Genomic DNA, 14,796 nt, shown 5'->3' with positions numbered 1-14,796 from the left:
TCAGCTGAGCGTGCCGTGGCACTGCTTGAATTTCTTGCCGGAACCGCACGGGCAAGGATCGTTACGACCGACCTTGGGGCTCTCGCGACGGACAGGCTGAGTGCTGTCGTCACCGGCTTCGGGTTCCGGCTCGGCCCCTTCGGCCGTCTGCTGAGCGGCGGCCACGGCATCTTCGTGCACCGATTGGCTGGAGGCCTTTTCGCGCTCGAGCGCTTCGCGACGCTGGCGTTCGAGATCCTCGACCTCTTCCTGGCGACGTACCTGGACGTGGCTCAGAATTCGCGTGACGTCGTGCTTGATGTTGTAGAGCAACGACTGGAACAGCTCGAACGCTTCGCGCTTGTACTCCTGCTTGGGGTTCTTCTGCGCATAGCCCCGCAGGTGGATGCCGCGGCGCAGGTGGTCCATCGACTGCAGATGTTCCTTCCAACGGGTGTCCAGCACCTGAAGCATCACCTGCTTCTCGAAGCGTCGCATCATATCGCCACCGATCGCCTCGACCTTGGCGACATACAACCCGCGATGCTGATCGTGCAGGCGCTGGCGCAGCACTTCCTCGTTGAAGTTGTCGTCCTCTTCCGCCCACTGCACTAATGGCAGGTCGAGATTGAACTCCTGCTTGAGCTGATCCTGAAGGCCGGCCAGTTCCCACTGTTCCGGCAGGCTCTGCGGCGGCACGTAGTCGGAGATGGTCTGCTCGAGCACCTCGTCACGAATGCTGGCGACGTTATCGGAAATCTCGTCGGCGGCAAGAATGTCGTCGCGCTGCTCGTAGATCACCCGACGCTGGTCGTTGGAGACATCGTCGTACTCCAGCAACTGCTTACGGATGTCGAAGTTGCGGCCTTCGACCTTCTTCTGCGCCCGCTCGACCGCATTCGACACCATCTTGTGCTCGATCGCCTCGCCTTCCTCGAGCCCCAAGGCGCCCATCAACCGCTGCACGCGGTCGGAGCCGAACAGGCGCATCAGACTGTCTTCCAGCGACAGGAAGAATCGCGTCGAACCGGGGTCGCCCTGACGGCCGGCACGCCCGCGCAGCTGATTATCGATACGTCGCGACTCATGGCGCTCGGAGCCGATCACGTGCAGACCGCCGGATTCGAGCACCGCATCGTGGCGCTGCTGCCACTCGGTCTTGATCGCCGCGATCTGTTCCTCGCTCGGATTCTCGAGCTTGGCGACCTCGGCCTCCCAGTTCCCGCCCAGCATGATGTCGGTACCACGACCGGCCATGTTGGTGGCCAGGGTGATCGCACCGGGGCGACCGGCCTGGGCGATGATTTCCGCTTCGCTATCGTGCTGCTTGGCGTTGAGCACGTTGTGCGGAATCTTCTTCGCCTGCATCAGCTTGGAAAGATATTCCGAAGTCTCGATCGACGCGGTACCCACCAGCACCGGCCGGTTGGCTTCGCGCTGGGTATTGACGTCCTCGATGATCGCGGCGTATTTCTCTTCGGCACTGAGGTAGACCAGATCGTTGAGATCCTGGCGCGCCAGGGGACGGTTGGTGGGGATCACCAGCACGTCGAGACCGTAGATGTGGTTGAACTCGAAGGCTTCGGTATCTGCGGTACCGGTCATGCCCGCCAGTTTTTCGTAGAGACGGAAATAGTTCTGGAAAGTGGTAGAAGCCAGCGTCTGACTCTCGCGCTGGATCGATACCCCCTCCTTGGCCTCGACCGCCTGGTGCAGTCCTTCCGACCAGCGCCGCCCCGGCATGGTGCGGCCGGTATGTTCGTCGACGATGACCACGTTGTCGTCGGCGACGATGTAGTCGACGTCACGATGATAGAGACAGCGCGCACGCAGTGCGGAGTGGATGTGCTGCAGCAGGCCGAGGTTCTGCACGGCATAGAGCGATTCATCGGCTTTCAGCAGGCCCGCTTCGCGCATCAGTTCCTCGACCTTCTGATGCCCTTCCTCGGTCAATTCGACCTGCTTCTGCTTTTCGTCGATCAGGAAGTCGCCGGTACTCGGATCTTCCTCGTCGGTGCACTGCTCGAGCTGCTTGGAAAGCGTGTGGATAGTGCGATAGAGCTCGACGTTCTCTTCCACCGGGCCGGAGATGATCAGCGGTGTCCGTGCCTCGTCGATCAGGATCGAGTCGACCTCATCGATGATCGCGTAGTGCAGCGGGCGCTGGACCTTGTCCTGCATCGAGAACGCCATGTTGTCGCGCAGGTAGTCGAAGCCATACTCGTTGTTGGTGCCGTAGGTGATGTCGCAGGCGTAGGCGCGGCGCTTTTCGTCGTTGGGCTGACCAGAGGCGATGACGCCGACGCTCAGTCCGAGAAATTCGTAGAGCGGACGCATCCAGTTGGCATCACGACTGGCCAGGTAGTCGTTGACCGTGACCACGTGAACGCCCTTGCTCAGCAGGGCATTGAAGTAGACCGCGAGGGTTCCGACGAGAGTCTTGCCTTCACCGGTCTTCATTTCCGCGATTCGGCCGTCGTTCAAGGACATGCCGCCGACCATCTGGACATCGAAATGGCGCATGCCCAGAACGCGTTTACTCGCTTCGCGGACGGTAGCGAACGCTTCCGGCAGCAGCGACTCGTGCTTCTCGCCGTCGGCGAGTCGCTGGCGGAACTCGGCGGTCTTGGCCTGGAGCGCGACATCGTCGAGCGCTTCGAAAGTGGCTTCCAGTTCGTTGATCGCCACCACCTGCTTGCGCATGCGCTTGACGTCGCGATCGTTCTTGGAGCCGACCAGTTTATGTAGCAATCCATTCAACATGATGTGGTTCCTGCCTAACTCTGTTTCTCGTACTGCGCCGAGGCAACGACACGACAATAAGAGCCGCGTCGGCTGCCGATGAGATGAAACGTATGACCAGAGATCAGGCAGAAACCGGCGGACCGCGGCGGGAGATGACATCCAGTGCGGCGCTGAGGGAGATAGCAGGTTCAACATAGAACGAGCGTCGCGCTCGGGCCGCCGCAGCCTGCGGATGAACGGGTCGCTTGGCAGCCACGCGCGCGACGCGCCGGGATTCCGCGCGAATGGCCTCCGGGGCCATCAGATAGACCTGGGTCAGGCGCTCGGCCAGCCGTAATGCCTCGGCGTGGAGCAGACCTGCAGGCAGCAGACAACCGACCAGCACGCTGGCCAGCCACCAATGGGCTCGCTGCCGGGGGCGCCAGATGGCGCCGCGCTGACCGGACTGCGCTTTGGCCGAAGTCATGCTGTCGACGAACTCCGCGTCGTGATAGGTTTAGCGGGACATTTCCCACTGCGTGCAGGCCGATGAGTATAAAGGCTAAGCGTTTACGAGCCCAGCCCGTTTCCCGACTGCTGGAACAACCCGGCGGGCTGGGTGACGTCATGCGCATGGCGACACTGATCGAACGCGCCCAGACGCATCTGAGGCGTCAGCTGCCGCCGGATGTCGCCGAGCATCTTTACGTCGGTGGCTACCGCGACGGCGTGCTGACACTGATCACCGATCGCGCCGCCTGGCTGACCTGGCTGCGTTACGAGCAGCCGCGCCTGCTCAAGCTGCTGCATCAGCTGCCGGGATTCGAGGCGATCATGAAATTTTCGCTGAAGGTGCGTCCGATCCGTCCCGTCAAGGCAGTGCCGCGCCACACGCGACGCCTGTCGGCGGCCGGCGCCGAGGCGCTCTCCCACTGCGCGGAAAACCTCGATGACTCCCCACTCAAGCGCTCGTTGAATCGACTGGCGTCTCATGCCGATGCGCCTTCCGAGCCCGCCGACGAAACCCCGACGTAGCGCGGGGGACGGACTTCACGTCCGTACGAATTGAGCGCACGAGCTGACGATGATGACCGCCGAGATTTCCAACACGCAGACACGACGACGCCGATCCGAAGATCGGCGTCCAACCCAGCGGCACCCTCGGCCGCGTGAGTAAAAGGATCACGACTGGCGTATTACGCCATGGCAGGCGCTGCATAAGAGATAGGCGCAGCTTGAGTCGACTCTTCGAAGGTCACGATTTCGTAAGCCTCTGGATGAGCCAGCAGCTCGCGGCAGAGCTGATTATTGAGTCCATGGCCGGACTTGTAGCCCTTGAACTCGCCGATCAGACTGCAACCCAATTGATAGAGGTCGCCGATCGCATCCAGCATCTTGTGCTTCACGAACTCATCGTCATATCGCAAGCCGTCCTGATTGACGATGCGATAATCGTCGACAACGATGGCATTGTCGAGGCTGCCGCCCAGGGCCAGATTCTGTGAGCGCAGGAATTCCAGATCGCGCATGAAACCGAAGGTTCGTGCTCGCGACACTTCCTTGACGAAGGAGGTAGTAGAGAAATCGACGCTGGCCGTCTGCTTCTGCTGCTCGAAGACAGGATGGTCGAAATCGATCGCGAAGCTGACCTTGAAGCCGTTGTGCGGCAGGAAGGTCGCCTGCTTGCCATCGTCATTGACCGTGACTTCGCGCTTGATACGAATGAACCGCTTAGCCGCCGCCTGCTCGGCGATACCCGCCGATTGAATCAGAAAGACGAACGGCCCGGCGCTGCCGTCCATGATCGGCACTTCCGGCGCGCTCAGTTCGACATAGGCGTTGTCGATACCCAGACCCGCGAACGCCGACATCAGATGCTCGACCGTGGCCACCTTGACGCCATCCTTGGACAGCGCGGTGCACAGATTGGTATCGGTGACACTCTCGGCGTGAGCCGGAATGTGCACCACCGGGTCGAGATCGGTACGCACAAACACGATGCCCGTGTTGGGCGCCGCAGGACGCAGCGTCAGATACACTTTCTCTCCGGAATGGAGCCCCACGCCGGTGGCGCGGATCGTGTTCTGCAACGTTCGTTGTTTGATCATGGCATCGACCTAACAGTCAAATGGTTTGGAAACGGTGTTCACTATAACACCAAACCAATAGCCTACCAACCATATCGACGTTACAGAATGATGATCGGCAGCTTAAAAAGCTATCAATCCGCCTGACGACGCAGGAACGCCGGAATGTCCAGATAGTCGTCCATATCCGAAGACTTGCGTCGGTCCTGCTGGGGCTTCTTCGCCGCCGCTTCCTGCTCGGCACGCGCTGCCTGCTGGCGCATTACCGCCGGCTGCTGCAGCTTGCGATAGTCGGTCGTTTCCGGACGTGAAGCCGCAGTTTCGCGAGGAGCCGCCTTCTCTTTCTGCGCGTCGAGACCTGCAGCAACAACCGTCACCCGCAGCTCATCGGACATTTCCATGTCGATGGAGGTACCCACGACAATGGTGGCATCCTGTGAAGCGAATTCCTGAACCGTTGCCCCCACGTCGTTGAACTCACCGATGGAGAGATCCGGACCGGCCGTAATGTTGACCAGGATGCCGCGGGCGCCGTGAAGGTCGATATCTTCGAGCAGCGGGCTGCGAATGGCCTTTTCGGCGGCTTCACGCGCACGGTTTTCACCCGTCGCCGCGCCGGTGCCCATCATCGCCATCCCCATTTCCGACATCACCGTGCGCACGTCGGCAAAGTCGACGTTAATGATACCGGGGCTGGTGATCAGCTCGGCGATCCCCTGGACTGCACCCAGCAGCACATCGTTGGCGGCGCTGAACGCGGTCAACAGGCTGGCATTCTTGCCCAGCACCGACAGCAGCTTTTCGTTGGGAATGGTGATCAGCGAATCGACGTACTCGGAGAGCTCCTTCATTCCCTCTTCCGCCGCGCGCATGCGCTTCGGACCTTCGAACGGGAACGGTCGCGTGACGACAGCGACCGTCAGAATGCCGAGTTCCTTGGCCACCTGGGCCACGACGGGCGCGCCACCGGTACCGGTACCGCCACCCATGCCGGCAGTGATGAAGACCATGTCCGCACCCTGCAGCATTTCCGCGATGCGCTCGCGATCTTCCATCGCGGCCTGACGTCCAACATCCGGATTGGCTCCCGCGCCCAGCCCTTTGGTGATCTCGCCACCCAGCTGCAGTACGGTCTTGGCCGCCACGCGCTTGAGCGCCTGGGCATCGGTGTTGGCGCAGATGAACTCGACGCCTTCGATGTTGCTCTCGACCATGTGGTTGACAGCGTTGCCGCCGCCGCCGCCGACACCGATGACTTTGATGACTGCACTACTAGAAGGTGCGTTATCTACTAGTTCGAACATTGCCCCGTCTCCAAGACCGCGTGCGGCCTGTCAGAAATTTCCTTTAAACCAGCCTTTGAGTCGCTCCAGCGTCGAAACCTCATCCCTGGTTGCGCGCCGGGGAAGTAGATCTTCCCGTTGAGGCTGGGCTGATACTGCGCGAGAGTGCTTGGAATCTTTCATTCCGTAGAATAGCAAACCAACACCTGTCGAATAAATCGGGTTGCGCACCACGTCCGCCAAACCGCGGACATTGTACGGGCAGGCGATGCGAACCGGCATGTGGAATATCTCCTCCGCCAGCTCCACGACCCCCTCCATGCGAGAGGTGCCGCCCGTCAGCACGACGCCAGCCGCCACCAGGTCCTCATAGCCACTGCGACGCAATTCTTCGCGCACCAGAGTGAAGAGTTCCTCGTAACGCGGTTCCACGACTTCCGCCAAGGCTTGGCGCGAAAGGTCCCGCGCCGGACGATCGCCGACGCTGGGAACCTTGATCATTTCATCGCTGCTCGCCAGTTGTGTCAGCGCGCAGGCATATTTGACCTTGATGTCTTCGGCATACTGGGTCGGTGTTCGCAACGCCATCGCGATGTCGTTGGTCACCTGATCGCCGGCAATCGGGATCACCGCGGTGTGTCGAATGGCGCCCTCGGTAAATACGGCGATATCCGTCGTGCCACCACCGATATCGACCATGCACACGCCGAGTTCGCGCTCGTCTTCGGTCAGCACCGCATGACTGGAGGCGAGCTGTTCGAGGATGATGTCGTCGACTTCCAGACCGCAACGTCGCACACATTTTTCAATATTCTGCACGGCGTTCATCGCCGCCGTCACCAGATGCACGCGCGCCTCGAGGCGTACGCCGGACATCCCGAGCGGCTCGCGGATCCCCTCCTGGGTATCGATCGCGAACTCCTGGGGGATGACGTGCAGCACTCGTTGACCTTCCGAGATAGCACGGGCGCGGGCGGAGTCGATCACGCGCTCGATATCGGCCTGCGCGACTTCACGCTCCTTGATCGCCACGACGCCATCGGAATTCATGGAGCTGATGTGGCTCCCGGCGATACCGACATACACGGAATGAATATCACAGCCGGCCATCAGCTCGGCTTCTTCCACGGCACGCTGAATCGACTGAACGGTTGATTCGATATTGATCACGACACCCTTCTTCATACCACGAGAAGGATGTGAACCAATCCCGGCGATTTCCAACCCGCCATCGTCGGTGGGTTGCCCCACGATGGCGACCACCTTGGATGTTCCGATATCCAGCCCGACCACCATGTTGGAAGCGTTGGATTGTCCTGCCATAGGTCGGGGTCGCTCCTCAAACTTCACCAGTAAACCGATAAAAATGGGCTAACAAAGACTCGCGCTTATTATAGGAACAAGTCGACCTTTTTCACCAGCCCATCACTGAAACAAAAGCCACATTAAGCTCTTTTTCTTTAAAAGGGAAATAAGGAAGGAGGCTCGCGGCTATTTACAGCCGCGAGAAATAACAGAATGGGCCAATAGCGGTATGTCGACGAGGGTCGGACGAGGCCAAAGTCCTGCTACTGTTTCCGTCCAACTACCGAGTGATGTTCTCCAGGATGCGCCAGCCGGGAGATCGAGGCCATCTTTACGAACCATGATGACAAGGACTAATCATCGGAGGTCGCGGTCGTTTCACCATGGCGCGCCACTGAAACTCCGTTGGGATAACGCAAGTCGATGTAGCGTATCTGCGACGCTTCCTCACTTAACTGTCGCTTCCATGCAGCAATAAAACGAGCCAGTCGTGCGTCCAAGTCGGTACGTCCCAGAATCACCCACACGCCATCATTGACTTGAAAACGCCAGGCGCCTCGAGGTTCCAATCTCAACTGGGTGATCGACAGTCCGAGATTGGACAGCGTACGGCGCAACGAGTCGTAATAACCCAGCACTTCTCGACCCGATCCCTTGGGGCCGCCGAGATCAGGTAGCCGACGACCCAAGTCGGTCACCGGCCCGGGGGCAAACGACTGTCCCCGGCTGTTGAGCAACCGATCATCATTCCAGCGGGCGACTGGATCCTGTTCGTAGAGCACGAAGCGCAGAGTATTCGGCCACTCCCGTGAGATTGTCACTTCTCGAAGCCACCCGATCTGACGCGCTTCGTTGCGCAGATCGGTCAAGGATAGAGACAGCCAGGTGTGCCCCCTCACCAGTGGCGCCAATTCCTTCTGCAGGTAACTCGCGCTCACGTAATTCAGGTCGCCGCTGATCGACACCCGTTCGATGGGCTTGTCCAGCCATAACCACAGCGCCCTGCCGCCGGCACCGATGAGCACGACGAGCATGAGCACACCCAGTAGCGTACCCCGCGCGTTCGCGTTCATGTCGATCGCCCCATACTGACGTCGTCGCGCCCATTGTCGATCCTTGGTGACTCGCTCAAAGGTCCACCTCGTCGAGATGGAGCGCACTCTGGGCGAGTCGCTGGGAAATGCCGCCGATATCACCGGCGCCCTGCGTCAGCAGAATGTCCCCCGGGCGCAACACCCGCGACAGGATCGCCGGCAGAGCCGACTTCTCTTCGATGAACAGCGGGTCGACCTGGCCCCGCTGGCGAATCGATCCCGCCAGCGTCTTGCCTTCGGCTCCCGGAATCGGCGCTTCACCGGCACCGTAGACATCCAGCAATAGCAGCGTGTCGACGCCGGAAAGCACGCGCACGAAATCCTCGTAGAGATCGCGGGTACGACTGTAGCGATGTGGTTGATAAACCATCACCAGACGACGCTGTGGCCAGCCAGCCCGCACCGCACGGATCACCATCTCGACTTCCCGCGGGTGATGGCCATAGTCGTCGACGAGCATCACTTCGCCACCGCTAGGCAGCGAGTAATGGCCATGAACCTGGAACCGCCGGCCGACACCTCCGAACGACGCCAGCCCCTTGACGATATCGTCGTCGCTGACGCCCGCATCGGTGGCCACGGCGATCGCCGCCAGCGCGTTCAGCGCATTATGGGTACCGGGCATTGCCAGCGTGATGTTCAGCGAAGCCAGGCCGTCGGGGCGTTCCGCAACGAAGCGGATGGTTTCGGCAGTCTGCTGGAAGTCTTTCACTCGATAATCGGCTTCTTCGCTGAAACCGTATGTCACGAACTGGCGCTGAACCTGGGGCAGCAATTCCCGCACGTTGTCATCGTCGAGACAAAGCACGGCACGACCGTAGAACGGCAGGTTGTGCAGGAACTCGATGAACGTCGTCTTCAACCGCGAGAAATCGCCATCATAGGTCGCCATGTGGTCGGCATCGATATTGGTGACGATCGATGTCATCGGCTGGAGATGGAGAAAAGACGCATCGGATTCGTCGGCCTCGGCGACCAGAAAGTCACCGCTACCCAACCGCGCGTTGGTTCCGGCACTGGTCAGTTTGCCACCGATGACGAAGGTCGGATCGAGTCCGGCTTCGGCGAACAGCGTCGATAACAGACTCGTGGTCGTGGTCTTGCCATGGGTACCGGCAACGGCGATGCCATGACGAAAGCGCATCAATTCGGCGAGCATCTCCGCCCGGCGTACGACCGGGACGCGATGCTCGCGCGCCCACTGGATCTCGGGATTGGTCGGATCGACTGCCGTCGACACCACGATGACATTGGCACCCTCGGCGTTGACCGCCGCATGACCGATCGCCACGCGAATGCCGCACTGGCGTAGATGCTGCGTCACCGCGGATTCGCGCAGATCGCTGCCACTGACCTCATACCCTTCATTGACCAGGACTTCGGCGATACCGCACATGCCGGCCCCGCCGATTCCGACGAAATGGATGCCACGGATGCGCCGCATGCCCAGATGCGATCGCGTCGGACGCGTCTGAATGCTATCGCTCAAAATCGATCTCCATGCAGCCGTCGACCAGACGATCGACGGCATCGAGGTGGGCTACCCGCCGAGCCTGGACCGCCATTCGCGCCAGCACGTCGGGCTGTAAAAGTGACTCGAGCGCCGCCTGGAGACGTTCAGGGGTCAACTCGGCCTGCTGGATCAACTCGGCGCCACCGGCCTCGACCAGGTGGCGCGCATTATGGGTCTGGTGATCGTCGACAGCGTGCGGAAACGGCACCAGCAACGACGGCTTGGCCGCTGCCGACAGCTCGGCGATGGTCAGCGCCCCGGCGCGACACACGATGATATCCGCCCAGTCATAGGCCTCGGCCATATCATCGATGAAAGCGCTAACCTCGGCTGCGACACCGGCCGCGCGATAGGCGTCTCGTGTGACATCGTCCTTGTCGCGCCCGGCCTGGTGACGAATCTCGGGCCGCGGCGACAACGTCAGCGCCGCCAGTGCTTCCGGCAATTTCTGATTGAGCGACTGCGCCCCCAGCGAGCCGCCCAGCACCAGCAGGCGCAGCGCACGGCCGTTCATCTGCTCGGCCGTTCGGGGCCGCTCACCCAACGCGGCGATATCCGCGCGCACCGGATTGCCAACCACCTCGGCCTTGCCACCGGGAAACGCCCCCGGGAAGGCGGCGTAGACGCGCGTCGCCAGCCGCGCCAGTGAGCGATTGGTGAGTCCGGCGACGGCATTCTGTTCATGGACGACCAATGGTTTGCCGCTCAATCGCGCCGCCAGCCCGCCGGGACCGCTGGCAAATCCGCCCAGGCCGACGACCAGTTGCGGGTCGAAACGCTGGATCACCCGGCGCGACTGCCGGATGGCACGCGTCAGACGCCACGGAATCGCCAGCCAGCCGGCCAACCCCTTGCCTCGCAGCCCTGTCACATCGATCTGGTTCAGCGGAATGCCGTCAGCGGGAACGAGACGATTCTCGATCCCGCGCGGGCTTCCCAGCCACTCTACCGTGACACCACGTTCGCGCAGGGCCCGGGCCAGCGACAGCGCCGGCACGACGTGCCCGCCGGTGCCCCCGGCCATGATCAGGACGCGCCTCAGTTCACTCATGATCGGGCTCCGTCGTGCCACGCGCCGGCCGGACGCCAGGCCCGATGTCGGTTTCAGGACGGGAATTCAAATCGGGACGGGAATCGTCCTCGGGCATCGGTCGCCGTCCCAGTCGCCGCACTTCGGCGTCGACCCGGAAAAGAATGGCCATCATGATGCCGCTGATGATCAGGCTCGAGCCGCCGTAACTCAGCAATGGCAACGTCAAGCCCTTGGTCGGCAGCATGCCGGAGCTGACGGCGATGTTGATGAACGCCTGGGCGCCGATGACCAGCGCGATGCCGTAGCAGAGGTAGGCCGCGAACGGGTTCCCGGCCAGCTCGGCCTTGCGCCCGATCCGGAAGGCGCGGAACACCAGCAGCGCGAACAGGAGAATTACCGCAATGGCACCGAACAGTCCCAGCTCTTCCGCCAGCACGGCGAAGACGAAATCGGTATGCGCCTCGGGTAGATAGAACAGCTTCTGAACGCTGTTGCCCAACCCCAGGCCGAACCAGTGGCCGCGACCGAAGGCGATCAGCGCCTGAGTCAGCTGGTAGCCGGTGTTGTACTGGTCCGCCCAGGGGTTGGCAAAACTGGTGATGCGCTGAAGACGATAAGGCTCCGCCACTGCCAGCATCACCGCCCCCGAGCCGACGACGGCCAGGATCAGCAGGAATCGCCACAACGGGGCACCCGAGAGCAGCAGCATTCCCATCACGCAGCCGGTCAGCACCACGACGGCCCCGTAGTCGGGCTCCAAAATCAGCAGAAAGCCGATCAGAGCCATCACCGCCAACGGCCGCATGAACGCGCCCCAGCTTCGCCGAACCTCAGGCAGATACCGCTCCAGGTAGCCGGCTACGTAGACGATCAAGCAGAGCTTGGCGACTTCCGAGGCCTGAATATTGATGATACCCAGCGGGATCCAGCGGCGACTACCATTGATCTCGCGGCCCACGAGCAGCACCAAGAACAGCAGCAGCAGCGCACCGATCAGCATCAATGGCCCCTTTCGACGCCACCAGTCCAGCGGCAGACACACGGCGACCAGGCCGACCCCGATCGCCGCCAGCACGAAAATGCCATGCCGAATGCTGAAGTAATAAGGGTTGCCGGTCAGATTGGCGGCGATTTCGGTCGAGGCGGAGGTCACCATCACCCAGCCGATCAGCATCAGCGAAAGCGTGGCCAGCAGAAGCCAGCCATCGAATGCGTGATGCCGCGTGGTGAGCCGATCCTGCGACGTCCTCAACATGGCTTTCAACATGCGACTTCCTGTCCTTGATCGAGAATCTTCCGGAACGATTCGCCCCGCGCCAGATAGTTGGGAAACTGATCGAGACTGGCGCAAGCGGGTGACAACAACACACAGTCGCCGGGTTCGGCGATCGAAGCCGCCCGGCGCATGGCCTGCAGAAGCGTCTCGACACGCCACGTCGCTACCTGCGACTCGAGCGCCGAGACCAGCAGCGGCGCATCCTGACCGAAGACGATCGCCTCGCGAGCGTGCCGGGCGAGCGGTGCCGCTAGCGGCGAGAAATCCGCCCCTTTACCGACCCCGCCACCCAGCCAGATCAAGCGCCCGGTCAAGGTTTCTCCCAACCCGGCGATCGCCGCCAGGGTCGCGCCCACGTTAGTGCCTTTGGAGTCGTTGATCCAGCGCACGCCGCCACGCTCGGCGACGATCTCACCGCGATGGGGAAGGCCCGCAAACCGGGCCAGAACACCGCGCATGACCGCCAGCGGCAAGCCGACAACGTGTCCGATCGCCATCGCCGCCAGCGCATTGGCCTGGTTGTGACGCCCGGCCAGGCGCAGCTCGCTGACCGGCATCAAGGCTTGCTGGCCATGGCACAGCCACTCGCCCGTGGCCTCCGTCTCCCCTGGCACGCTACCCGGACTGGCGATCCCCCAGGCGTCGCCTGCAGGCGAATGCGTCGTGAAGCGCTCGCAAGGCAACGAGGTGTCGTCCGGCCAGGTGGCGGGGTCCTCGCCGTTGACGACGACATGCGCCGCGCCCTCGAATATTCGCGCCTTGGCGTGCCGGTATCCGGCCATGTCACCATGGCGATCGAGATGATCCGCGGACAGGTTGAGGAAAGCGGCACAGCTCGCCCCCAGAGCGTCCAGCGTCTCCAGCTGGAAGCTCGACAGCTCGAGCACGAATAGCTCGGCATCCGGATGATCGATCAGCAGATCCAGTGCGGCATCGCCCAGATTGCCGCCCACGGCCACTCGTCTGCCCGCCTCCCGAGCCATCTCCCCGACCAGCGTGGTCACCGTGGACTTGGCATTCGACCCGGTAATTGCCACGATCGGTGCCTTGCAATGGCGCGCGAACAGGGAAATTTCCCCGATGACGCGATCGCGTACCGCGGCCAGACCGCTGCGGCCGAGATCGACGCCGGGACTCACGACGATCTCGGCAAAGCTCGACAGATCCAGCCCCGCCAGATCGCCGAGATGAATCTCGACGTCCGGATAGGCCTCGCGGAACGCGTCGATGCCGGGCGGCGCTGCCCGCGTGTCGGTTACCACGAAGCGCTCGCCGCGCTGCTGCAGAAACCGAGCGATCGCCCGGCCGGATATTCCCAGCCCGACGACCAGCCAGGGCATCGCCCCACTTCCGTCGTCCTTCTTCGAACGCGATACGACTCGCGCAATCCCCGACTGATCGCTCATGACATTAACGCAGCTTCAGGGTCGCCAGCCCCAGCAGGACGAGGATCACGGTGATGATCCAGAAGCGCACGATCACCCGCGGCTCCGGCCAGCCCTGGAGTTCGAAATGGTGGTGCAACGGCGCCATGCGGAAAATCCGGCGACCGGTAAGCTTGTAGGAACCGACCTGAAGGATGACCGACACCGTCTCCATCACGAACACCCCGCCCATGATGAACAGCACGATCTCCTGACGCACGATGACCGCGACGATACCCAGCGCCGCGCCCAGCGCCAGCGCACCGACGTCCCCCATGAAGACCTGGGCGGGATAGGTGTTGAACCACAGGAAGCCGAGCCCGGCCCCGGCGATGGTGCCGCAGAATACCGCCAGCTCGCCGGCCCCCGCCACTTCGGGAATGTGCAGATAGTTGGCGAACACCGCGTTGCCGCTGGCGTAGGCGAACACCGCCAGTCCCATGGAAACCAGTACGGTGGGCATGATCGCCAGCCCGTCGAGACCATCGGTCAGGTTGACCGCATTGGAACTGCCGACGATGACAAGATAACTCACGACGATGTAGAACACGCCGAGCGGCATCACCACGTCCTTGAACAGCGGCACGATCAGACTGGTCTCGACCGGGCTCGCGGCGGTGAAATAGAGAATGATCGAGGCGCCGAGCCCGATGACCGACTGCCAGAAGTATTTCCACCGCGCGGGCAGACCACGAGGGTTCTTCTCGACCACCTTGCGGTAGTCGTCGACCCAGCCGATGGCGCCAAAGCCCAGCGTCACCGCCAGCACCAGCCATACGTAGTGGTTGGTCAGATCGCCCCACAGCAGCGTGCTCACGGCAATCGAGACCAGAATCAGCGCCCCGCCCATGGTCGGCGTGCCGGCCTTGGACAGATGCGACTGTGGGCCGTCGTCGCGCACGGCCTGACCGATCTGACGCTCGACCAGACGTCGAATCATCTGTGGTCCCATCCACAGACTCAGAAAGAGCGCTGTCAACGTGCCCAGAATCACGCGCAGGGTCAGGTATCCGAAAACATTGAAAGCACTTTGAAAATGGGTCAGCAGTTCAGCCAGAAAAAGCAGCATGAGTCAGAT

At 61.9% G+C, this 14,796-nt stretch carries 12 protein-coding genes; 1 reads left to right on the top strand and 11 read right to left on the bottom strand.

Translation table 11 applies throughout. The annotated features are described in order from the left end of the window. Both secA and BTW08_RS13995 read right to left on the bottom strand, forming a co-directional pair. Positions 1-2,742 carry a preprotein translocase subunit SecA gene (secA, locus tag BTW08_RS14000; RefSeq protein ID WP_075563144.1) on the bottom strand — a complete coding sequence of 914 codons (2,742 nt, stop codon included), beginning with the start codon at positions 2,740-2,742 and terminating at the stop codon, positions 1-3. A 103-nt stretch (positions 2,743-2,845) separates the two neighbouring features. Beyond that, positions 2,846-3,190, bottom strand: a complete 345-nt coding sequence (locus BTW08_RS13995; protein ID WP_075563143.1) for a hypothetical protein — start codon at positions 3,188-3,190, stop codon at positions 2,846-2,848. Positions 3,191-3,252: 62 nt separating this feature from the next. On the opposite strand from BTW08_RS13995, the gene BTW08_RS13990 reads away from it, so the two are divergent. Then, on the top strand, positions 3,253-3,738 hold the full coding sequence (locus tag BTW08_RS13990; protein WP_075563142.1) for a DciA family protein: 486 nt from the start codon (positions 3,253-3,255) through the stop codon (positions 3,736-3,738). A gap of 161 nt (positions 3,739-3,899) precedes the next feature. Here BTW08_RS13990 and lpxC read toward each other — a convergent pair whose 3' ends face one another. From lpxC to mraY, 9 genes are all read right to left on the bottom strand, one after another. Beyond that, a complete protein-coding gene (gene lpxC / locus BTW08_RS13985; protein ID WP_075563141.1) occupies positions 3,900-4,811 on the bottom strand; it encodes a UDP-3-O-acyl-N-acetylglucosamine deacetylase in 912 nt (303 codons plus the stop codon). A 113-nt stretch (positions 4,812-4,924) separates the two neighbouring features. Then, complete coding sequence (gene ftsZ, locus BTW08_RS13980; protein ID WP_075563140.1) at positions 4,925-6,094, bottom strand: cell division protein FtsZ; 1,170 nt, start codon at positions 6,092-6,094, stop codon at positions 4,925-4,927. A 30-nt stretch (positions 6,095-6,124) separates the two neighbouring features. Beyond that, positions 6,125-7,396, bottom strand: a complete 1,272-nt coding sequence (gene ftsA, locus BTW08_RS13975; RefSeq protein WP_075563139.1) for a cell division protein FtsA — start codon at positions 7,394-7,396, stop codon at positions 6,125-6,127. 335 nt (positions 7,397-7,731) lie between these two features. Then, on the bottom strand, positions 7,732-8,451 hold the full coding sequence (locus tag BTW08_RS13970; protein WP_075563138.1) for a cell division protein FtsQ/DivIB: 720 nt from the start codon (positions 8,449-8,451) through the stop codon (positions 7,732-7,734). 55 nt (positions 8,452-8,506) lie between these two features. Next, complete coding sequence (gene murC / locus BTW08_RS13965; protein ID WP_245392278.1) at positions 8,507-9,916, bottom strand: UDP-N-acetylmuramate--L-alanine ligase; 1,410 nt, start codon at positions 9,914-9,916, stop codon at positions 8,507-8,509. Between the two features lie 34 nt (positions 9,917-9,950). Then, the gene (gene murG, locus BTW08_RS13960) at positions 9,951-11,036 is read right to left on the bottom strand and encodes an undecaprenyldiphospho-muramoylpentapeptide beta-N-acetylglucosaminyltransferase (protein ID WP_075563136.1); all 1,086 of its coding nucleotides are present in this window, start codon (positions 11,034-11,036) and stop codon (positions 9,951-9,953) included. After that, positions 11,029-12,285, bottom strand: a complete 1,257-nt coding sequence (gene ftsW / locus BTW08_RS13955; protein ID WP_246837752.1) for a putative lipid II flippase FtsW — start codon at positions 12,283-12,285, stop codon at positions 11,029-11,031. The genes murG and ftsW overlap by 8 nt, the downstream gene beginning before the upstream one ends. Next, positions 12,279-13,634, bottom strand: a complete 1,356-nt coding sequence (gene murD, locus BTW08_RS13950) for a UDP-N-acetylmuramoyl-L-alanine--D-glutamate ligase (RefSeq protein ID WP_075563135.1) — start codon at positions 13,632-13,634, stop codon at positions 12,279-12,281. The genes ftsW and murD overlap by 7 nt, the downstream gene beginning before the upstream one ends. A 70-nt stretch (positions 13,635-13,704) precedes the next feature. Further along, the gene (gene mraY, locus BTW08_RS13945) at positions 13,705-14,787 is read right to left on the bottom strand and encodes a phospho-N-acetylmuramoyl-pentapeptide-transferase (RefSeq protein WP_075563134.1); all 1,083 of its coding nucleotides are present in this window, start codon (positions 14,785-14,787) and stop codon (positions 13,705-13,707) included. Positions 14,788-14,796 lie beyond the last annotated feature (9 nt).

It is taken from the genome of Salinicola sp. MH3R3-1, assembly GCF_001937155.1.
GTDB lineage: Bacteria > Pseudomonadota > Gammaproteobacteria > Pseudomonadales > Halomonadaceae > Salinicola > Salinicola halophyticus.
Note: the sequence above shows the minus strand (reverse complement) of the source record. Positions and strands in the feature narration are given on the sequence as shown.